19 protein-coding genes are annotated in these 21,284 nt (G+C 61.1%); 11 read left to right on the plus strand and 8 right to left on the minus strand.

The window, feature by feature from the left end; all coding sequences use genetic code 11:
- Positions 1-134: 134 nt before the first annotated feature.
- Complete coding sequence (locus HDC32_RS24440; RefSeq protein WP_131700657.1) at positions 135-539, minus strand: MerR family transcriptional regulator; 405 nt, start codon at positions 537-539, stop codon at positions 135-137.
- Positions 540-610: 71 nt separating this feature from the next.
- On the opposite strand from HDC32_RS24440, the gene HDC32_RS24445 reads away from it, so the two are divergent.
- Both HDC32_RS24445 and poxB read left to right on the plus strand, forming a co-directional pair.
- The gene (locus HDC32_RS24445) at positions 611-1,843 is read left to right on the plus strand and encodes an NADH:flavin oxidoreductase/NADH oxidase family protein (protein WP_131700656.1); all 1,233 of its coding nucleotides are present in this window, start codon (positions 611-613) and stop codon (positions 1,841-1,843) included.
- A 77-nt stretch (positions 1,844-1,920) separates the two neighbouring features.
- A complete protein-coding gene (gene poxB, locus HDC32_RS24450) occupies positions 1,921-3,645 on the plus strand; it encodes a ubiquinone-dependent pyruvate dehydrogenase (protein WP_145337273.1) in 1,725 nt (574 codons plus the stop codon).
- 117 nt (positions 3,646-3,762) lie between these two features.
- Here the strand turns inward: poxB and HDC32_RS24455 are convergent, their stop codons facing one another.
- Complete coding sequence (locus HDC32_RS24455; RefSeq protein WP_131700654.1) at positions 3,763-4,320, minus strand: NADPH-dependent FMN reductase; 558 nt, start codon at positions 4,318-4,320, stop codon at positions 3,763-3,765.
- A 228-nt stretch (positions 4,321-4,548) separates the two neighbouring features.
- Here HDC32_RS24455 and HDC32_RS24460 point away from each other — a divergent pair, with 228 nt between their 5' ends.
- Positions 4,549-4,785 carry a hypothetical protein gene (locus HDC32_RS24460; RefSeq protein WP_065927911.1) on the plus strand — a complete coding sequence of 79 codons (237 nt, stop codon included), beginning with the start codon at positions 4,549-4,551 and terminating at the stop codon, positions 4,783-4,785.
- Between the two features lie 63 nt (positions 4,786-4,848).
- Here the strand turns inward: HDC32_RS24460 and HDC32_RS24465 are convergent, their stop codons facing one another.
- Entirely contained in the window at positions 4,849-5,193 is a 345-nt protein-coding gene (locus HDC32_RS24465) for a hypothetical protein (protein ID WP_131700653.1), read from the minus strand.
- Between the two features lie 181 nt (positions 5,194-5,374).
- Here HDC32_RS24465 and HDC32_RS24470 point away from each other — a divergent pair, with 181 nt between their 5' ends.
- Positions 5,375-6,268 carry a LysR substrate-binding domain-containing protein gene (locus HDC32_RS24470; protein WP_131700652.1) on the plus strand — a complete coding sequence of 298 codons (894 nt, stop codon included), beginning with the start codon at positions 5,375-5,377 and terminating at the stop codon, positions 6,266-6,268.
- Here the strand turns inward: HDC32_RS24470 and HDC32_RS24475 are convergent.
- The 5 genes from HDC32_RS24475 to HDC32_RS24495 all read right to left on the minus strand — a co-directional run bounded on the left by HDC32_RS24475 (position 6,265) and on the right by HDC32_RS24495 (position 11,275).
- Positions 6,265-6,846 carry a GNAT family N-acetyltransferase gene (locus HDC32_RS24475; RefSeq protein ID WP_131700651.1) on the minus strand — a complete coding sequence of 194 codons (582 nt, stop codon included), beginning with the start codon at positions 6,844-6,846 and terminating at the stop codon, positions 6,265-6,267. The two genes, HDC32_RS24470 and HDC32_RS24475, sit on opposite strands and share 4 nt — an antisense overlap.
- A gap of 8 nt (positions 6,847-6,854) precedes the next feature.
- Positions 6,855-9,110, minus strand: a complete 2,256-nt coding sequence (locus HDC32_RS24480; RefSeq protein ID WP_184745834.1) for an Orn/Lys/Arg decarboxylase N-terminal domain-containing protein — start codon at positions 9,108-9,110, stop codon at positions 6,855-6,857.
- Positions 9,111-9,196: 86 nt separating this feature from the next.
- Positions 9,197-9,937: a DNA polymerase III subunit epsilon gene (gene dnaQ, locus HDC32_RS24485; protein ID WP_167655525.1), complete on the minus strand. Its 741-nt coding sequence runs from the start codon at positions 9,935-9,937 to the stop codon at positions 9,197-9,199.
- Between the two features lie 82 nt (positions 9,938-10,019).
- Entirely contained in the window at positions 10,020-10,472 is a 453-nt protein-coding gene (gene rnhA / locus HDC32_RS24490) for a ribonuclease HI (RefSeq protein ID WP_003173571.1), read from the minus strand.
- 44 nt (positions 10,473-10,516) lie between these two features.
- Positions 10,517-11,275, minus strand: coding sequence for a class I SAM-dependent methyltransferase (locus HDC32_RS24495; protein WP_131700648.1), 759 nt, complete (start codon positions 11,273-11,275; stop codon positions 10,517-10,519).
- 65 nt (positions 11,276-11,340) lie between these two features.
- Here HDC32_RS24495 and gloB point away from each other — a divergent pair, with 65 nt between their 5' ends.
- From gloB to HDC32_RS24530, 7 genes are all read left to right on the plus strand, one after another.
- Positions 11,341-12,108, plus strand: coding sequence for a hydroxyacylglutathione hydrolase (gene gloB, locus HDC32_RS24500; protein WP_145337271.1), 768 nt, complete (start codon positions 11,341-11,343; stop codon positions 12,106-12,108).
- Between the two features lie 98 nt (positions 12,109-12,206).
- Positions 12,207-13,622, plus strand: a complete 1,416-nt coding sequence (locus tag HDC32_RS24505; protein WP_184745836.1) for a lytic transglycosylase domain-containing protein — start codon at positions 12,207-12,209, stop codon at positions 13,620-13,622.
- A 149-nt stretch (positions 13,623-13,771) separates the two neighbouring features.
- Positions 13,772-15,601, plus strand: a complete 1,830-nt coding sequence (locus HDC32_RS24510) for an extracellular solute-binding protein (RefSeq protein ID WP_167655456.1) — start codon at positions 13,772-13,774, stop codon at positions 15,599-15,601.
- On the plus strand, positions 15,598-17,442 hold the full coding sequence (locus HDC32_RS24515; RefSeq protein ID WP_131700644.1) for an extracellular solute-binding protein: 1,845 nt from the start codon (positions 15,598-15,600) through the stop codon (positions 17,440-17,442). The genes HDC32_RS24510 and HDC32_RS24515 overlap by 4 nt, the downstream gene beginning before the upstream one ends.
- Complete coding sequence (locus HDC32_RS24520) at positions 17,443-18,519, plus strand: microcin C ABC transporter permease YejB (protein ID WP_027606500.1); 1,077 nt, start codon at positions 17,443-17,445, stop codon at positions 18,517-18,519.
- Between the two features lies 1 nt (position 18,520).
- On the plus strand, positions 18,521-19,540 hold the full coding sequence (locus HDC32_RS24525; RefSeq protein WP_053134921.1) for an ABC transporter permease: 1,020 nt from the start codon (positions 18,521-18,523) through the stop codon (positions 19,538-19,540).
- 1 nt (position 19,541) lies between these two features.
- A complete protein-coding gene (locus HDC32_RS24530) occupies positions 19,542-21,155 on the plus strand; it encodes an ABC transporter ATP-binding protein (RefSeq protein WP_184745837.1) in 1,614 nt (537 codons plus the stop codon).
- Positions 21,156-21,284: the final 129 nt, after the last annotated feature.

Here is a 21,284-nt window from a genome sequence, read left to right on the forward strand (position 1 = left end):
AGCCAATGTATGGTCAGCCCACCCCCTGGCCGCCTGAGATCAAGATCTAAAGCAAGATCAAGGGCGGCTCGCTTCGCATCGTGGTTAGCGTTGGCTGCTACGTTGTGTCGATACCTATACTCATCGAAGCTTGTTCAGGCACCGATCTTAATCGACGCCAGCACCTGCTTCTGCCCCATGGAGCACGGCACGCCTTCCGGCTGCGCCCGGACCGCGTCGATCACGCCCAGCAACTGCGCCTTGCTATGAGCCAACTGCGCCTGCATCGCCTCGATCTGCGTCACCTTGCGCTCCAGCGCCTCGATCAACTCCTCGCGCTTGTGCTCCCCCGGCGCGGGCATTAGCGCCTTGAGTTCCTGCAAGGTAAACCCGGCCTGCTGTGCGCTCTGGATCAGTTGCAGCGTTTGCAGGGCATCGGGCGCATAGCGTCGATACCCGTTGGCCTGGCGCCCCACCTGGCTGATCAACCCTTCGGACTCATAGAAGCGGATACGCGACGCCGCCAACCCACTCTGCTTTGCCAGCTCACCAATATTCATCAAAACGCCCGCTTGACATTAAAGTTAACTTTAAGCTTAGCCTGAGGCCTCCCAAGCTCCGGAGTCAACTCATGTCACCCTTCGACCCCTTGCAACTGCCCAATGGCCAGGTCCTCGCCAATCGCATCGCCAAGGCAGCGATGGAAGAGAATATGGCGGACGCCGATCAAGCGCCTTCCCGTGAATTGAAGCAGCTGTACACCGCCTGGGCCAACGGCGAGCCCGGCCTGCTGTTGACTGGCAATGTGATGATCGACCGCCGTGCCATGACCGGTCCCGGCGGCGTTGCCCTCGAAGACGAACAGCATCTGGACAGCTTTCGCGAATGGGCCGATGTGGCCCGCGACAAGGGTGTGCACTTTTGGGTACAGCTCAGTCATCCGGGACGCCAGACCATGGCCAACCTCGGCCAGCAAGCCCTGGCGCCCTCCGCGATTGCACTGGACCTCGGCAGCTTTTCGAAGATGTTTGCCAAGCCCAGGGCCATGACCGAGGACGACATTCAAGACGTGATCAAACGCTTCGCCACCAGCGCACGCCTGGCCGAGAAAGCCGGGTTCACCGGGGTGCAGATCCACGGCGCGCACGGTTACCTGCTCAGCCAGTTTCTCTCGCCGTTGAGCAACCACCGAACTGACCGCTGGGGGGGCTCGCTGGAGAACCGTGCGCGCCTGCTGCTGGAGGTGATCCACGCGGTTCGCGCCAGCGTCAGCCCGTCCTTTTGCGTCGCGGTAAAGCTCAACTCAGCGGATTTCCAGCGCGGCGGATTCGCAGAGGCCGATGCGCGTGCAGTGGTGGAGATGCTCAACCCCTTGCCCATCGACCTGCTGGAATTGTCCGGAGGCAGCTACGAAGCACCGGCCATGCAAGGCGATGCGCGGGACGGTCGCACCTTGGCCCGTGAAGCGTACTTCCTGGAGTTTGCCAAGGAACTGGCGACTATCGCCCGGATGCCGTTGATGGTCACCGGCGGCATTCGCCGCCTGCCCATCGTGCAGCAGGTGCTGGACAGCGGTATTGCCATGGCCGGCATTGCTACCGCCCTGACGCTGGAGCCGCAACTGATCAAACACTGGCACGAGGGGCGCGACCTCAACCCGCAACTCAAACCGATCAGTTGGCAGCGCAAACCCTTGGCCGCCCTCGCCACCCTGGCCGTAGTGCGTGACCAGATGCGCCGCTTGAGCCGCGGCCGCTTGCCCAATGCCAAGGTCGCGCCGTGGCTGGCATTGGTGCGCGACCAATGGTTTATCGCCCGGCGCACCCGGCAATACCGCGCGGCCATGACGCAATCTTCACATTAAAGGCGGAGCATTCGCCGTGATCGAACTGTCCCCTATTGATCAGCCGCTTTTAACCTCACTGACGATTGGAGTTCTTCATGGCGAAAATCAACCTGGCCCAGCAATTGGCGACCACCCTTGAACAGGCGGGCATCAAGCGTATCTGGGGCCTGACCGGCGACAGCCTCAACGGCCTCACCGATGCCCTGCGCACCATGGACAGCATCGAGTGGATGCACGTGCGCCACGAAGAAGTCGCCGCATTCGCTGCCGGTGCCGAAGCGGCGGCCACGGGTGAACTGACCGTATGCGCCGGCAGTTGCGGACCGGGCAATCTGCACTTGATCAATGGCCTGTTCGACTGCCACCGCAATCATGTCCCTGTACTGGCGATTGCCGCACAAATTCCCTCCTCCGAGATCGGCCTGAACTACTTCCAGGAGACCCATCCCCAGGAACTGTTCAAAGAATGCAGCCACTTTATCGAGCTGGTCACCAACCCCGAGCAGATGCCCCACGTGCTGCACCGTGCCATGCGTTCGGCGATCCTCAATCGCGGCGTGGCGGTGGTGGTGATTCCGGGGGACGTGTCGTTGCTGGAGGTGGAAGACAAGCTCAAGCCCTGGCCGGCCCTGCACGCACCGCGCACCCTGCCGGCGGAACAGGACCTGCTGCGCCTGACCGAGATCCTTGAAAGCAGCGAGAAAGTCACCCTGCTCTGCGGCAGTGGCTGCGCCGGTGCCCACGATCAAGTGGTGGCCCTGGCCGACACGCTGGGGGCGCCGGTGGTGCACGCCCTGCGCGGCAAGGAGCATGTGGAGTGGGATAACCCGTTCGACGTGGGCATGACCGGCCTGATCGGCTTCAGCTCCGGTTACCACGCCATGCTCGACTGCGACACGCTGATCATGCTCGGCACTGACTTTCCGTACCGCCAGTTCTACCCCACCGACGCAAAAATCATCCAGGTCGATCGCAACCCGCAGGCCCTGGGGCGGCGCGCCACGCTGGACCTGGGAATCGCTGCCGATGTGAGCGAGACCCTCGGCGCGCTGCTGCCGCGCCTGACCCGCAAGACCGACCGCAGCTTCCTCGATACCTCGCTTAAGCACTACGAAAAAGCCCGCCAGGGCCTGGACGACCTGGCGCAACCGTCAAAGGCCAACCGGCCGATCCACCCGCAATACGTGGCGCGTCTGCTCAGCGAACTGGCGGACGACAATGCAATCTTCACCGCCGACGTGGGCTCGCCGACCGTGTGGGCCGCGCGCTACCTGAAAATGAATGGCAAGCGTCGCCTGATCGGCTCGTTCAACCACGGCTCCATGGCCAATGCCATGCCCCAGGCGATTGGCGCGCAGGCGGCCTTCCCTGGGCGCCAGGTGATCTCGATGTCCGGTGACGGCGGCTTTGCCATGCTGATGGGGGATTTCATTTCACTGGCGCAGCTGAAATTGCCCGTGAAAGTGATCGTGTTCGATAACTCGTCGCTGGGCTTTGTCGCCATGGAAATGAAGGCTGCGGGTTATCTGGATGCCGGCACCGAGCTGAAAAACCCGGACTTCGCCGCCATGTCCAACGCCATGGGCATCCTCGGCATTCGCGTGGAGCAATCCGAAGACCTGGAACCGGCCCTGCGCCGCGCCCTGGCCCATGATGGCCCGGTGCTGGTGGATGTGGTGACGGCCACCCAGGAACTGGTGATGCCGCCGAGCATCAAGCTGGAACAGGCCAAGGGCTTCAGCCTGTACATGCTTAAGGCGGTGATGAGTGGGCGCGGCGATGAGGTGATCGAGTTGGCGCGGACTAACTGGTTGCGCTGATCCAATACTGTGGGAGGGGCTTGTCCCCCGATTATGGTGTGTCAGCCAATGAATCCGGTGGCTGACAGAGAGCAATCGGGGGCAAGCCCCCTCCCACATTGGATAATGGGTGCCGATTCAAGCGCTCTGTTTTTCTACCCATTTGCCGTAGGCATCAATAAATGCCTGCAGGAAAGGCCTGGTCTTTTCCGACACCTTGCCGGACTCGTCAAACACGCTGCCCGCACCGCCCAGGTAGGCTTCCGGCTGCTGCATGCACGGCACATCAAGGAACACCAGGGATTGACGCAGATGGTGGTTGGCACCAAAACCGCCAACGGCGCCCGGCGATACGCTGATGATCGCCCCCGGCTTGCCGCTCCAGGCGCTTTGGCCATAAGGGCGGGAGCCTACATCAATCGCATTCTTCAACGGTGCGGGTACGGAGCGGTTGTACTCCGGTGTCACAAACAACACCGCGTCGGATGAACGTACTTGCTGACGGAAAGTACTGTAGGCTGCGGGCGGTGATGCCCCGTCGATGTCCTCGTTGTAGAGCGGCAAATCGCCAATTTCCACAATGTTCAACTTCAGGTTGGCGGGGGCCAGTTCGGCCAGTGCCAGGGCGACCTTGCGGTTGATCGAGTCTTTTCTCAAGCTGCCAACCAGAACGGCAATTGTGTAGACCTTGCTCATTGGGGTTTCCCGACGTGTGACTAAAGGAGCTTGTAGTTATAGAGGCTTAGCGGCGGGTGCACCAGAAGGTTTTGATAATCCTCCAGACGTTTGTCGCGCCAGTCGATGCGTAGGAACCGTCTGAAAACATCAGCGAATAGTATTTTTTTTTCAATAGGTAAACTCCCTCTCTTTATGACGGTCTACACAACCGCATATCGAGTGTTTATCTCCAGAGGTTCTAAACAGATGGCAGCAGTATTAGTCGGACAGTTTCATGCCAGAGACGCAGAAGGACGTGTGTATTCGGTGCATGAATTCCAGGAATCCAACCCGGCGCAAGGCGACCTGGCTGGCTCGGCACCCACCACCACCTACAAGCTGGCCATTGGCGACCGTGTAGAAAAACTGGAAGGCGATGAGTTCAAACTGATCCAGTCGGGGACCATTATCGTCCGCGAATCGCAAACCGTCCTCGCCTCATAAGATTGATCGCCCAGGCGTGCCTGCTCAGTCCTGGCCATTGACGGCATTGACTGGGTCGGGCGATCACGGGCTGCGAATCTCCGTCAATTCAGGTCCCTGCCCGCCGTCCACCTGCTTGAGCGTCACCATCAACCTGCCCCGCTCGCCTTCCACCTCGTACATCAAGCGTTTATAACCCGGTGCATTGTAGCCAGGGTACGCCACCACCTGCTTGACCAGCGTCATACCCAGCACCGTGCCGATGTGCTCGACTACCTGTTCCTGGGAAAGGATGAACGCTTCGAGTTCGAGGTTTTCCGGGGTTGATTCATCGTGATTGCTGAAGAGATAAGCAGCCACGCAGCCTACGGTCACCAGGACCAGCAGTTGCTTGACCGTTACCCCGAGAAATGTCGAGGGTAGAGGCATATGAGACCAGACCTGTTTTTGTTGTATGTGCCGGTAACCGGCATTGGTCGTTGATGATCAGACGAGCCATTCTAGTGAGGTCCTGGCTGAACGCCAGCGACATACACGACCCACACCGTCTTTTTTGCGCACGATGGCCTGCGCCATTGAATCCCCTCCGCGCTGCACATAGACTCCGGCCATGCGTTTACGTCATCTCGAAGTGATTCAAGCCATCCTGCAGACCGGACACCTCGGCACCGCCGCCGAATGGTTGCAGCTACCCGTGGGCGATGTAGACGCGGCACTCAAGGATGCCGAGCAGCAATTGGGTTTCATGCTGTTTGCCAGTGTGCGCGGGCGTTTGCAGGCGACACGGGAAACCCTGGAGCTGCAGGCAGAAATTGCCCACGTGTACGAAGCCCTGGAACCGGTGCAACGCCTGGCCAGCCGCCTGAAACACCATCACGCCCCCACCTTGCGCGCCTTGTGCACGCCGCCACTGGCCAATCAACTGCTGCCCCAGAGCATTGCGCTGCTGCGCCGACGCTTTCAGGACACACCGTGCAACCTGTCGAGCCAGCCGACCCGGGAAATCGTCCGCAGCCTGCTGCTGCACGAAGCCGACGTCGGCTTGAGCCTGTACGACCCGGAACACCCGCAAATCCATAGCACGGTGCTGGCCCAAGGCAAATTGCAACTGCTGGCACCCCACGGCTGGCTCAAGCCCAAGCAGAAGTACATTGCGCTGCAAGACCTGGCCGGACAGTCGATGATCGGGCTCGAAGGACACGACCCGCTCAGCCGCCTGCTGGACGCCAAGCTCCAGGCCCTGCGCCCGCTGCCGGTGGTGCAGACGCGGGTGCAGACCTACCAGATGATGCGCAGCATGGTGGAAGCCGGCGAAGGCCTGGCGATTGTTGACCCGTTCACTGCGTTTGGCGCGCGCGAAGCGGGTCTGGATGCGTGCCCGGTGTCACCGCCGATCATGGTCAGCCTGTATGCGCTGACACTCAAGGATGGCGTGACCTCACCTGCGCTGAATGCGCTGCTGGAGATTGTCACGCAAAAGGCCCAAGGCCTGCTGGCGAGTTAAAACCGCTCGGCGTCGGTCTTGAACAACCGATACCAGAAAATCGCCACCTCGCGTGTTTGCGGGTCAATGCCGCGATAGCGCAGGTGGTCGATCCCGCCCATCACGTAGCCGCAACGCTCATACAGACGGCAGGCGCCCAGGTTGTTGTTCTGGGTTTCCAGCATCATGCCCGGCAGGTTTTTCTTGCGGCTCCAGAACTGCGCCACATCCAGCAGCGACTTGGCCACCCCATGCCGCCGGGCAGGCAAGGCCACCGCCAGTTCATCAACGTGGGCAAAGCCATTCCAATTGGTACTGACCACGATATGCCCGACCGCACGATCATCCAGGTAGGCCATGAAGATCGCACTGTCCGGCGCATCGCGGAAACTGGCGAACTCTTCCGGGTCGATGCCATAACACTTGCGGTACGGCACGATGCGTTCTACAGGCCATTGATCGACCCGCCTGCCCATCTCCGGCACACCATAGGCGTTGACCTCAAAGCTGAAATCATTGCCCCACACGTAGGCATCAAAGCCTTCATCGGCGACCCGCACACTGAGCCCTGGATACTTCGGGTTCATTACAGCTTGCATAAACATCCTTAACCCTTGATGCAATCGACGGTGTAACAACGACCACTGCCGTCATCTTCGTGTTGTAACCCATGAACATCGGCAACAAAACCGGGAAAACTGCTATCGAACGTCCGGGCAAACGCCAGGTAGTCAATGATCGACCGGGTCGACTCGGTAAAGCGCTCGCCCGGCATGATCAACGGAATGCCCGGCGGATAAGGCACCAGCATCACGGCTGCAATGCGTCCTGGCAAGGCATCAATGGAGACTGCCTCCACTTCGCCCCTTACCAATTGGTCATAGGCGTCGGCCGGTTTCATCGCGATTTCCGGCAACACCGTGTACATGCGCTTGAGGTGCTTGGCGGTGGCGTTGCTGCGGTAACAGCTGTGCAATTGGTCGCACAAGTCGCGCAAACCCAAGCCCTGATAACGGGCCGGGCCCTGGGCAAACACCGATGGCAAACAACTGGCGAGGCTGACATTCGCGTCGTAACTGCGCTTGAACTCCAGCAACTCGGTGAGCAAGGTACTCCATTTGCCCTTGGTGATGCCCATGGAAAACAACACGAGGAACGAATACAGCCCGGTCTTTTCCACCACCAGCCCGCGCTCCCAGAGGAATTTACTGACCACCGCGGCGGGAATACCGCACTCGCTCAAGGCGCCACCGGCAGTGAGGCCGGGCATTACCAGGGTTACTTTGATCGGGTCCAGCAGCACGTAGTCTTCGGCAACATCACCGAAGCCGTGCCAGTCATCCTGCGGCTGCAGCAGCCAATCCGCCGTGGCGACTCGGTCGATGCCCGCCACCGACGGCGGCTGCCAGATGGAGAACCACCAGTCTTCGGCGGCGATGTGTTGGCGCAGGTTGGCCAGGGCGCGGCGAAAACTCAGGGCCTCGTCGAACATTTCCTGCAGCAGCGAGCGCCCGGCCGGGCCTTCCATCATCGCCGAGGCCACGTCCAGCGAGGCGATGATGCTGTATTGCGGCGAGGTGGAGATATGCATCATGAAGGCTTCATTGAAACGGTCGCGGTCCAGTTGGCGCGCGCCACCGTCCTGCACATGGATCATCGAGGCCTGGCTGAACGCCGCCAGCAGCTTGTGGGTAGAGTGAGTGGTGAACACCAGTGGGCTGTCCGGGGTGCGCGAGGTGCCCATGCCGTAGCGCCCGGTAAAGAACTCGTGGAAGGCCGCGTAGGCGTACCAGGCTTCGTCGAAGTGCAGCACCTCGACACTGTTGCCCAATTGCTGCTTGATCAGCTCGGCGTTGTAGCACAGGCCGTCGTAGGTGGAGTTGGTGACCACGGCCAGCTTTACCTTGGGTAGCCGGCCACGGGTCAAGGGGCTGGCGTCGATCTTGGCGCGGATCGATTCGGGGCTGAATTCGCTCAAGGGAATCGGACCGATGATGCCCAGCTCATTGCGTTCCGGGCACAGGTACAGCGGGATGGCACCGGTCATGATGATCGAGTGCAACACCGACTTGTGGCAGTTGCGGTCCACCAGCACCAGGTCATCGCGCCCGACCATGGAATGCCAGACGATCTTGTTGGCGGTGGACGTGCCATTGATCACGAAGAAGGTATGGTCAGCCCCGAAGTTACGCGCCGCACGGGCCTCGGCTTCAGCCAGGGGCCCGGTGTGATCGAGCAGCGAACCCAGTTCGGGCACCGAGACCGACAAGTCCGAGCGCAGGGTGTTTTCTCCGAAGAACTGATGAAACGCCTGCCCTACCGGGCTTTTGCGATAAGCCACGCCACCGCCATGGCCGGGGGTGTGCCAGGAATAGTTGGAGTCTGCCGTGTGTTGCACGAGGGCCTTGAAGAATGGCGGCAGCAGGCCATCCAGGTAAGTTCGGGCAGCACGGGCCACTTGGCGGGCGAGAAACGGCACGGTGTCTTCGAACAGGTAGAGAATGCCGCGCAACTGATTGAGCTCGCTCATGGCATCGGCCGGCGCGTTCTCCAGTGTGACTTGCTCGCCCAGAGCAAAAATCGGCAGGTTCGGCGCCCGCAGGCGCGCCAGGCGGATCAGCTCGACCATGTTTTGCAGCAGGTGGGTATTTTCACCGGCGCCTTCGGCCGCGATCAGCATGCACGCCAGGCCGTGATGGGTCGACGCCACCAGCCGGCCTTCGGCGTAGTCCACGGCAGAAAAGATACTGAAGCCCTCTTGTTCCAACTCTCGGGCGATGCCGCGAACCCGGTCACCGGCAACGGTGTCGGCCTTGATGTCGCGGTGCACGATAAGCACGGGAAACTTCAGGTCTTTGTACATGAGTGCTTGTCGTCCTGAGGGCTATGCACTCAAGGGTAGAAGCTCGGGGACGATGACGCGAATGAAGATTCTGAAAGCAATGGAGATCAACTGTGGGTCAGTTGGGTCCACAACGCCGGCGCACCCGCCGACTTGGCAATAGCCTCCAACCGCGCCGCATGCTCGGCCAGATCCTGCTCGCTGGCACGGATAATGGTGGAGGGCTTGCGATCCGCCGGCAGGCGACGGATTTCCGAAGGGCGGTTGCCTGAGCCTTCTGCCGAGCCGGCACCATCGGAGGCGTTTCCCGCCAGGGACAAGCTGGTCTGCCCGCCGGTCATGGTCAGGTAAACGTCGGCGAGAATCTCGGAGTCGAGCAAGGCGCCGTGGAGTTCACGGCCGGAGTTGTCGACGCCATAACGCTTGCACAAGGCATCGAGGCTGTTGCGCTGGCCCGGGTGACGCTCACGGGCCATCATCAAGGTGTCGAGGATCGAGCAGTGCTGGGAAATGTCCGCGCGATCCATCTGCCCCATCAGGGCAAATTCGTTATTGATGAAGCCGACGTCGAACGCCGCGTTATGGATGATCAACTGGGCGCCGTTGATGAATTCGAAGAACTCATCGGCCACTTCGGCGAAACGCGGCTTGCCCTTGAGGAACTCGTCGGTGATGCCGTGGACGCCGATGGCGCCTTCGTCACTGTCACGGTCCGGTTGCAGGTAGACGTGGAAGTGACGACCGGTGAGGCGCCGACCCATGAGTTCGACACAGCCGATTTCAATGATCCGGTGGCCGTCGGTCACCGGCATGCCGGTGGTTTCGGTATCGAGTACAACAGATCGGATGGCCATCAGGGTTCAGCTCTCAACGGTTTGGTGTGCAGTGTGGTGTGAGTCAAGGGGCGCGATGTTAACACGTCAGCCAACATCAGCTCTGCTTGTAGCCCCGCACTTCGTCCACACCTCTATTGGCAAGCTGGTCGGCGCGCTCGTTACCCGGATGGCCGATGTGCCCGCGCACCCATTTCCAGGTGATGTCATGGCGGTTGCATTGCTCATCGAGCAATTGCCATAGGTCGGCATTCTTGACCGGTTCCTTCGCCGCGGTCTTCCAGCCGCGCTTCTTCCAGTTGACCATCCACTCGTTGATGCCTTTCATCACGTATTGCGAGTCGGTGACCAGCAGCACGTTGCAGCGGCGCTTGAGTTCTTCCAGGCCGCGAATGGCGCCCATCAGTTCCATGCGGTTGTTGGTGGTGTTGGCTTCGCCGCCCCACAACTCCTTCTCTACGCCCTTGCACACCAGCAAGGCGCCCCAGCCGCCGGGGCCGGGGTTGCCCTTGCAGGCGCCATCGGTGAAGAGTTCTACGCTATCGGTCATCGGTTACATCCATCAAAACAGGCAGGTCTGAAATCAAAAAAGTTCTACGGTTCGCTTTGGTTGCGGTTGACCTTGGCCATCGGCATCGGCACCAGTTTGCCCATGGGCTGGCGCAGCACCTGGCGCACCGGCCGCAGGCCGACCACGATCTTGCGCGCCACCAATAAATAGAAGCCGCCCCCCGACAGCTGCCACGCCCCTGCGCGGCGTTCCCAGCCGGCCAGGCGGCCTTGCCACTTGGCCGAGGCAAGCGGCGGACGATAGCACCCGAAGCGGCGTTTCTCCAGTGCGAAGCCCAGCAGGTTCAGCCAGTCCCCGACCCGTGAGGGCGAGATGCAGCGCGCCTGGCGCAGGCCATCATGGGCGAACACATGCCGCAGCCCCCAACTGCTCCAAGGGTTGATGCCGACAATCAGCAAATGGCCACCAGGGCGCACACTGCTCGCCGCTTCACGCAACAGACCGTGGGGCGACAGGCAGAAATCCAGGCCATGCTGCAACACCACCACATCGGCGGCGTGCTCGCTCAACGGCCAGGCCTGCTCCTCGCACACAATCTCCACCCCCGGCAACGGCGCGCCCAGGCGCACATTGCGTTGCACCTGGGGCGCGGCGGGCGGGGTCTGGGCCGAAGGGCCGTAATGCACCAGGTAGCCGCCAAAGAAACGGCCCAACTCGTCTTCGAGCATGCGCCGTTCTTCATCCAGCAGAAATTGCCCGATGGGCCCGGACAGCCATTCACGGGCTGCGCCGATCAGGGCCAGCCACTCAGGATCGGCCTGGGCGAACGCTTTATCAGTCATTGCATTCTCCAACTCGCCTAGACGTTCTAAGATGCACCAATGTGTTCAGCTTGGCGAATCGAAGAATGATACAGATCAGTGCCCTGCCCGCCTTCACCGACAACTACATCTGGTTGTTGCAGGACCAGCAAACCCAACGTTGCGCCGTGGTCGATCCCGGCGATGCCACGCCGGTACTGGCCTGGCTCAAGCAAAACCCGACGTGGACCCTCAGCGACATCCTGATTACCCACCATCACCACGATCATGTCGGGGGTGTCGAGCAACTCAAGCGTGTGACTGACGCCAAGGTGTACGGTCCGGCCAACGAGCCGATCCCGGCGCGGGACACCGCCCTGCAGGATAACGACCGCATCAGCGTGCTGGGCTGGGACTTCGACGTCTATGCCGTGCCCGGCCACACCCTGGGCCATATCGCCTTCTACCACCAGGGCGTGCTGTTCTGTGGCGACACCCTGTTCGCCGCCGGCTGTGGCCGCCTGTTCGAGGGCACGCCGGAGCAGATGCACACCTCCCTCGAGCGCCTGGCCGCCCTGCCCGCCGACACCCTGGTGTACTGCACCCACGAATACACACAAAGTAACCTCAAGTTTGCCCAAGCGGTGGAACCGCAGAATGCCGACATCTCCGAACGGGTGGAAAACGTCCGTCAACTGCGGGCCCGCGGCGAGATAACGCTGCCTTCCAACCTGGCCCTGGAAAAGCGTACCAACCCCTTCCTGCGTACCTCTGAAACATCTGTTAAACAAAAAGCGGACGAACGGAATGGCCGTGACAACCGCTCTGGGGCCGAGGTATTTGCTAGCTTGAGGGCATGGAAAGATAAGTTCTAAAGGGATGCAATCTGATACGTAATTTCTGAACGGTTGACCGGAACCCCAGTGCTTTCTAGAATCGCCCGACATTTTTGCCCGGAACTTACTTCCAGCCAATGTCGTCATCTATTCGTAAATCCAACCATTCAGACGCATTGACCCGCCTGGCTCAAGCTGTGGCGGTGGCTGTGTCCGCCACGCTGGCGGGCTGCCAATCGACCAATTTCGCCGCACAATCCACCGTGCAACCCAAGCCCAACCTTGCCGCCAAGATCAAACAGAAACCCGTCATCTGGCTTTCAGAGAAACCTGCTCCAGAAGTGCCCCAGGACGTCTGGGAACGCATGCGCCGGGGCTTTCAATTGCAGGACAACGTGGGCGTCAACCCGCGTATCGAGCAACAGCGCCTGTGGTTCGCCAGCAACCCGTCCTTCCTGGAGAACGCCGGTGAACGCGGCAGCCTCTACATTCATTACATCGTCGAGCGCCTTGAAGAACGCAACATGCCCCTGGAGCTGGCGCTGCTGCCAGTGATCGAAAGTGCCTACAACCCGATGGCCTATTCGCGCAGCGATGCCGTCGGCCTGTGGCAGTTCATCCCCTCCACCGGGCGCTACTTCAACCTGCGCCAGACCCGCGCCTACGACGGCCGCCGCGACATCACCGCCTCCACCACCGCCGCCCTGGACTATCTGACCCGTCTGCACGATATGTTCAACGGCGACTGGTTGCTGGCCCTGGCCGCCTATAACGCCGGCGAAGGCACGGTAAGCCGGGCCATCGAGCGCAACGAGAAGCTCGGCCTGCCCACCGACTACTGGAACCTGCCCCTGCCCCAGGAAACCAAAGACTACGTGCCCAAGTTCCTGGCGCTGTCCCAGGTGGTGCTGGCACCCGAAGCTTATGGCGTCAACCTGAACCCGATTGCCAACACGCCGTACTTCGAAGTGGTTGAAGTCAAGCAAAGCATGGACCTGTCGCGGGTTGCCGCTCTGGCCGAGATCGACGAAGACGAACTGTTCCAGCTCAACCCCGCCCTCAAGCAACGCACCACCCTGGATGGCCCGCAGCATCTGCTGGTCCCCAGTTCCAAAGCGCAATTGCTCACCAGCACTCTTTCGACGATGAAGCCGGAAGAATTGCTGGCGATGCGCCCGAAAAAACAGGTGTTCGACGAAGTTGAGACCGCACGGGTGGCCGGGCGTACTCGCAGCTACAAGGTGCGCAATGGCGACAATCTCACGCTGATCGCCAAGGCGAACAAGGTCGATGTGCACGACCTGCAGCGCTGGAACAAGCTCAACGGCCAGGCCCTCAAGGTCGGCCAGACCCTGGTGATGCAGGACACCCGCAAGCTGGTGGCCAAGGCCCACAGCAAGAAGCCGGTGCAGTACAAGGTCAAGAAGGGCGATTCGCTGTACATCGTCGCCAAGCGCTTCAACGTCGAGATGCAGCATCTCAAGCGTTGGAACCCGCGTACTGGCCAGGCGCTGAAGCCGGGGCAGATGCTGGTGGTTTCCGGGCCGCGCTAAGGTTTCAAGAACACTGTAGATCCAATGTGGGAGGGGGCAAGCCCCCTCCCACATTGGATCTACAGTGTTCCCAACCGGCTTTTTCCAACCGGAACAAGCTGTTACTGTACCGATCATAAAGCCCAAGCCGCCTGGATCGGATCCCTGACTTGAAGCGTCCCCTCCTTCTACTAATAAGTCTGGCCTTGAGCTTTGGTGCGAACGCGACGATAACCGAGAGCCACGGTTATACGCAGTTCGGCACGCTCAAGTACCCGGCCAAATTCACCCACTTCGATTGGGTAAACCCTGCAGCGCCGAAAGGCGGGACCTTGCGGGTCATGGCATTTGGCACCTTCGATACCCTCAACCCCTATACGTTCAAGGGCTCAAGCCCGGTTTCCACCCCCAACTTCCTGCAATACGGCGTCAATGAGCTGAACGAGCCGTTGATGGTCGGCACCGGTCAGTACGCGCCGTCCGGCGATGAACCGACCTCCAGCTATGGGCTGATTGCCCAGTCGGTGGAATACAGCGAGGACCGCAGTTGGGTGGTGTTCAACCTGCGCCCGGAAGCGCGCTTTCACGATGGCAAGCCGATCACCGCGTATGACGTAGCGTTTTCCTATCGCACCCTGCTGACCGAAGGCCACCCGCAGTACCGCACCAATCTGCAGGAAGTGGCGCGGGTGGACATCCTCAACCGTCATCGCATCCGCTTTGTGTTCAAGCGCGCCGGCAACCCGTTGCTGATCCTGCGCCTGGGCGAGTTGCCGGTATTGCCCCAACACTATTGGAAGAACCGCGACTTCAAGGCGACCACCTTCGAACCGCCCCTGGGCAGCGGGCCGTACCGCATCAGCAAGGTCACCCCTGGACGCCAGTTGGTGTTTGAACGGGTCAAGGATTACTGGGGCAAAGACTTGCCGGTCAACCAGGGCTTCTATAACTACGACAAGGTCGAAGTGGAGTTCTATCGCGACAGCGACGTAGCCTTCGAAGCGTTCAAGGCCGGCGAGTTCGACATTTACATCGAGCACCAGGCCAAGAACTGGGCCAATGGCTACAACTTCCCAGCGATCAACCGTGGCGAGGTGATCAAGGCGCAGATCGCCCACCAGATCCCGACCCAGAGCCAGGGCCTGTTCATGAACACCCGGCGACCGACCTTCAGCCAGACCAAGGTGCGCGAAGCCCTGGGGCTGATGTTCGACTTCGAGTGGACCAACCGCACCCTCTTCAGCAGCGCCTACAAACGCACGCTCAGCTACTACCCCAACAGCGAGTTCGCCGCTACCGGTGTTCCAACCGGCCATGAATGGCTGATGCTCTCCCCGTACCGCGAACAGCTGCCGCCCAACCTGTTTACCCAAGCCTTCAGCCTGCCCCAGACCGATGGGCGCGGCATCCCCCGTGAAACCCTGCGCCGTGCCCTGGCGCTGCTGGGCGAAGCCGGGTGGAAGTTGTCGGGCCAACGCCTGCTCAACAAGGACGGGCAACCGCTGCGCTTCGAGATACTGCTGGTCAACCCGAACCTGGAGCGCATCCTGCAGCCCTATGTCGAGAACCTGATCAGCATCGGCATCGACGCACGCCTACGCACCGTCGACCGCGCCCAGTACAAGCAACGCCTGGATCAATTCGACTTCGACATGATCCTGATCACCCTCAACCAGACCTTGAGCCCCGGCCTGGAGCAGTGGCAGTACTTCCACTCCAGTCAGGCCGCGATCAAGGGCAGCAAGAACTATGCGGGCATCGCCAACCCCATTGTCGATCACCTGCTGGAACAACTCCTGGCGGCCCAGACCCGCGAAGAACAACTGGCTGCCGGCCGCGCCCTGGACCGGGTGCTGCTGTGGCAGCACTACAGCATTCCCAACTGGTACCTCAACTATCATCGCCTGGCGTACCGCAACCGGTTCGCCTTCGTCGCCACGCCGCCCTACAGCCTGGGCCTGAGCGCGTGGTGGCTGAAAGCTTCGGAGAAAGCCCAATGATGTATTTGCGCAACGTACTGCTCGGCAGCCTGTTGCTGTGCACCACGGCCCACGCCGCCCCGCAACACGCACTGACGCTGTACAACGAGCCGCCGAAATACCCCGCCGACTTCAAGCACTTCGACTACGTCAACCCGGATGCGCCCAAGGGCGGCACTTTCCGCGAGTCGAGCATGGGCGGCTTCGACAGCCTCAACCCGTTTATCAGCAAGGGCGTGCCCGCCGACAACGTCAGCCTGATCTACGACACCCTGGCCATGCAGAGCCTGGACGAACCCATCACCGAGTATGGCCTGGTCGCCGGCAAGATCGAAAAAGCCCCGGACAACAGCTGGGTGCGTTTCTACCTGCGCCCCGAGGCGCGTTTCCACGACGGCCACCCGATCCGTGCCGAAGACGTGGTGTTCACCTTCCAGGAACTGATCAAGGAAGGCTCGCCGATCTACCGCACCTACTACGCCGATGTCGATGAAGTGATCGCCGAAGACCCCCTGCGGGTGCTGTTCAAGTTCAAGCGCACCAACAACCGCGAATTGCCACTGATCCTCGGGCAACTGCCGGTGCTGCCCAAGCATTGGTGGGCCACGCGGGACTTTGCCAAGGGCAACCTGGAAGTGCCCCTGGGCAGCGGGCCGTACAAGGTGGCCGAGGTCAAGGCCGGGCGCATGATCCGCTACGAGCGGGTCAAGGACTACTGGGCCAAGGACCTGCCGATCACCAAGGGTTTCTACAATTTCGATAACCGCATCACCGACTACTACCGCGACAGCACCGTGTCCCTGGAAGCCTTGAAGGCCGGGCAGTTCGACTACTGGCTGGAATTCAGCGCCAAGAACTGGGCCAACGCCTACAACATTCCGGCCGTAACCGAGGGCCGGTTGATCAAGGAAGAAATTCCCAACGGCAACCCCACCGGCATGCAAGGTTTTGTGTTCAATACACGCAAGCCGATGTTCCAGGACGTGCGCGTGCGCAAGGCCATCAGCCTGTTGCTGGACTTCGAATGGAGCAACAAACAGCTGTTCAACGGCGCCTACACCCGCACCCGCAGTTACTTCGAAAACTCCGAAATGGCCGCCACCGGCCTGCCCGGCCCGGATGAGCTGAAAATCCTCGAACCCCTGCGCGACAAAATCCCGGCCGAAGTCTTCACCCAGGCCTTCGAGCCGGCCAAAACCGACGGCAGCGGCATGATCCGCGCCCAGCAACGCGAGGCCTACCAACTGCTGCAGGAGGCCGGCTGGCGCATCGTTGACGACAAGATGGTCGACACCACAGGCAAACCGGTGACCATCGAGTTCCTGCTGGCCCAGACCGAGTTCGAGCGCATCCTGCTGCCCTTCAAGCGCAATCTGGCGGACCTGGGCATCGACCTGGTGATCCGCCGGGTGGACGTCTCGCAGTTCGTCAACCGTGTGCGTTCCCGGGACTTCGACATGATGGTGGGCAGCTTCCCGCAGTCCACTTCGCCGGGTAACGAACAACGGGAGTTCTGGAAGTCTTCCAGCGCCGACAAACCTGGCAGCCGCAACTACATGGGCCTCAAGGACCCGGCAGTCGACCAACTGGTGGAAGAACTGATCGACGCCGACTCGCGCAAAAGCCTGATCGCCCATGCCAGGGCCCTGGACCGTGTGCTGCAGTTCGGCTACTACGTGATCCCCAATTGGCACATCAAGACCTTCCGCGTGGCGTACTGGGACCACCTCGGCCATCCGAAAACCCCGCCGCGCTATGACGTGGGCACCGCCACCTGGTGGGCAAAACCCAACGTAAAATCTGCCGTCACCTCAGACGCGAACACAAACACCAGCGCCGATGCGGCGAGCGGAGGCGATTAAATGCTGGCCTATATTGTTCGCCGCCTGTTGCTGATCATCCCGACGCTGTTCGGGATCCTGCTGATCAACTTCATCATCATCCAGGCCGCCCCCGGTGGCCCGGTGGAGCAGATGATCGCCAAGCTCGAAGGCTTTGAAGGCGCCACCAGCCGCATTGCCGGCGGCGGTGCCGAAGTCTCGGTGGCCGGTTCCAGCAGCTATCGCGGCGCCCAGGGCCTGGACCCGGCACTGATCAAGGAAATCGAAAAGATGTACGGCTTCGACAAATCGGCGCCGGAACGCTTGTGGATCATGGTCAAGAACTACGCCCGGCTGGATTTCGGCGACAGTTTCTTCCGTGACGCCAAGGTCATCGACCTGATCAAGGAAAAGATGCCGGTATCGATCTCCCTGGGGTTATGGAGCACGCTGATCATGTACCTGGTGTCGATCCCACTGGGGATCGCCAAGGCCACCCGACATGGCAGCCATTTCGATGTGTGGACCAGTTCGGCAATCATCGTCGGTTATGCGATCCCGGCGTTCCTGTTTGCGATCCTGCTGATCGTGGTGTTTGCCGGCGGCAGTTATTTTGACTGGTTCCCCTTGCGCGGGCTCACGTCCAACAACTTCGATGAGTTGAGCTGGGGCGGCAAGGTGCTCGATTACTTCTGGCACCTGGCGTTGCCCATCACCGCGCTGGTGATCGGCAACTTCGCGACCATGACGCTGCTGACAAAGAACAGCTTTCTCGACGAGATCAACAAGCAATACGTGATCACCGCCAAGGCCAAGGGCCTGACCAACCACCGCGTGCTCTACGGCCATGTGTTCCGTAACGCGATGCTGCTGGTGATCGCCGGGTTCCCGTCGGCGTTCATCGGGATTTTCTTCACCGGCTCGTTGCTGGTGGAAGTGATCTTCTCCCTCGACGGCCTGGGCCTGATGAGCTTTGAAGCGGCGATCAACCGCGACTACCCGGTGGTGTTCGGCACACTGTTCATTTTCACCCTGCTGGGGCTGGTGGTGAAACTGATCGGCGACCTCACCTACACCCTGGTCGATCCGCGTATCGACTTCGCCAGCCGGGAGCATTGAGATGAACCTGTCCCCCCTCAATCGCCGCCGGTTCGAGCGGTTCAAGGCCAACAAGCGTGGCTGGTGGTCGCTGTGGCTGTTCCTGATCCTGTTCGGGCTGAGCCTGGGCGCGGAGCTGATCGCCAACGACAAGCCACTGGCGGTGCACTACGACGGCGACTGGTATTTCCCGGCCCTCAAGCGCTACCCGGAAACCACCTTCGGCGGCGAGTTCCCGCTGGAAGCCAACTACAAGAGCCCGTATATCCAGGAACTGCTCAAGGCCAAGGACGCCTGGACCTTGTGGGCGCCGATCCCGTTCAGCTACCAGAGCATCAACTACGACCTGAAGGTACCGGCCCCCGCGCCGCCTTCGAGCGTCAACCTGCTGGGCACTGACGACCAGGGCCGCGATGTGCTGGCGCGGGTGATCTACGGCTTCCGAGTGTCGGTGCTGTTTGCCCTGACGTTGACCGTGCTCAGCTCGATCATCGGCGTGATCGCCGGGGCCTTGCAGGGCTTCTATGGCGGTTGGGTCGACCTGGCCGGACAGCGCTTCCTGGAAATCTGGTCCGGCTTGCCGGTGCTGTACCTGCTGATCATCCTCGCCAGCTTCGTGCAACCGAACTTCTGGTGGCTGCTGGGGATCATGCTGCTGTTTTCCTGGATGAGCCTGGTGGACGTGGTGCGCGCCGAGTTCCTGCGCGGGCGGAACCTCGAATACGTGCGCGCGGCCCGGGCACTGGGGATGCAAAACGGCGCGATCATGTTCCGCCACATCCTGCCCAATGCCATGGTCTCGACCATGACCTTCATGCCGTTCATCCTCACCGGCGCCATCGGCACCCTGACCGCCCTGGATTTCCTCGGCTTTGGCCTGCCGGCCGGTTCGCCCTCGCTGGGGGAGCTGGTGGCCCAGGGCAAATCCAACCTGCAGGCACCATGGCTGGGCATGAGCGCGTTTGCCGTGCTGGCGATCATGTTGAGCTTGCTGGTGTTTATCGGCGAGTCCGCTCGCGATGCCTTTGACCCGAGGAAATGAGATGAATCAGGACAATCTGATCGAAATCCGCGACCTCTCCGTCGAGTTCGTCACGGGCGAGCATCACCACCGCGTGGTCAACAACGTCAGCTTCGATATCAAGCGCGGCGAAACCCTGGCCCTGGTCGGCGAAAGCGGCTCCGGCAAATCGGTGACCGCCCACTCGATCCTGCGCCTGCTGCCCTACCCGCTGGCCCGACACCCGTCCGGCACCATCACCTATTCCGGGCAAGACCTGCTGACCCTCAAGGAAAAGACCCTGCGGCATATTCGCGGCAACCGCATCGCGATGATCTTCCAGGAGCCAATGACGTCGTTGAACCCGCTGCACTGCATCGAGAAACAGATCAACGAAGTGCTGGGCCTGCACAAGGGCCTGACCGGCAAGGTCGCGACCCGGCGCACCTTGGAGTTGCTGGAGCTGGTGGGCATCCCCGAGCCGCACAAACGGCTCAAGGCTCTGCCCCACGAACTGTCGGGCGGCCAGCGCCAGCGGGTGATGATCGCCATGGCCCTGGCCAATGAGCCAGAGCTGTTGATCGCGGATGAGCCGACCACGGCCCTCGACGTCACCGTGCAGTTGAAGATCCTGGAGTTGCTCAAGGAGTTGCAGGCACGCCTGGGCATGGCCTTGCTGCTGATCAGCCACGACTTGAACCTGGTGCGACGCATTGCTCACCGCGTCTGCGTGATGCAACGAGGTTGCATCGTCGAACAGGCCGAGTGCGAGACGCTGTTCCAGTCGCCCCAGCATCCATACACCCAGGAACTGCTGGCCGCGGAACCCAGTGGTGGACCGGCCACCAACGAAGTCGGGCCGCCGCTGCTGGAAGTGGACGATTTGAAAGTCTGGTTCCCGATCAAGAAAGGCTTCTTGCGCAACACCGTCGATTACGTCAAAGCGGTGGATGGGATCAACTTCAGCCTGCCCCAGGGCCAGACCCTGGGCATCGTCGGCGAAAGCGGCTCGGGCAAATCCACCCTGGGCCTGGCGATCCTGCGCTTGATTGCCAGCAAGGGCGGGATTCGTTTCGAAGGCCAGCAGTTGGACACGCTGACCCAGCAACAGGTGCGCCCGTTGCGCCGGGAAATGCAGGTGGTGTTCCAGGACCCGTTCGGCAGCCTGAGCCCACGCATGTGCGTCAGCGAGATCGTCGGCGAAGGCCTGCGCATTCACAAGATGGGCACGCCAGCCGAGCAGGAAGCAGCGATTATCGCAGCGCTCAAGGAGGTCGGCCTGGACCCTGAATCACGCCATCGCTACCCCCACGAATTCTCCGGCGGCCAACGCCAACGTATCGCCATCGCCCGTGCGTTGGTGCTCAAGCCACGCCTGATCTTGCTGGACGAACCGACCTCGGCGCTGGACCGCACGGTACAACGTCAGGTCGTGGAATTGCTGCGCAGCCTGCAGGCCAAGTACAACCTGACCTACCTGTTTATCAGCCATGACCTGGCGGTGGTGAAGGCGCTGAGTCACCAACTGATGGTGGTCAAGCAGGGGCAGGTGGTGGAGCAAGGCGATGCGCGAGCGATTTTCGCTGATCCGCAGCATGGGTATACGCGTCAACTGCTGGAAGCGGCCTTTCTGGTGCCCTGCCCGGAGCGCTTCTGAGCGATGAGCACGCCCACCTCCTGCGTGGGCGTGCCTCGCCATCGGATCACCGTGGCTGCCTACTCGACCTACAGCAACTCCGGATGGCGCAGGCTATCAAGCGCAGGTAAAAACCCTCGACCATGAAGC

Source organism: Pseudomonas sp. JAI120, from assembly GCF_014207255.1.
Classification (GTDB): domain Bacteria; phylum Pseudomonadota; class Gammaproteobacteria; order Pseudomonadales; family Pseudomonadaceae; genus Aquipseudomonas.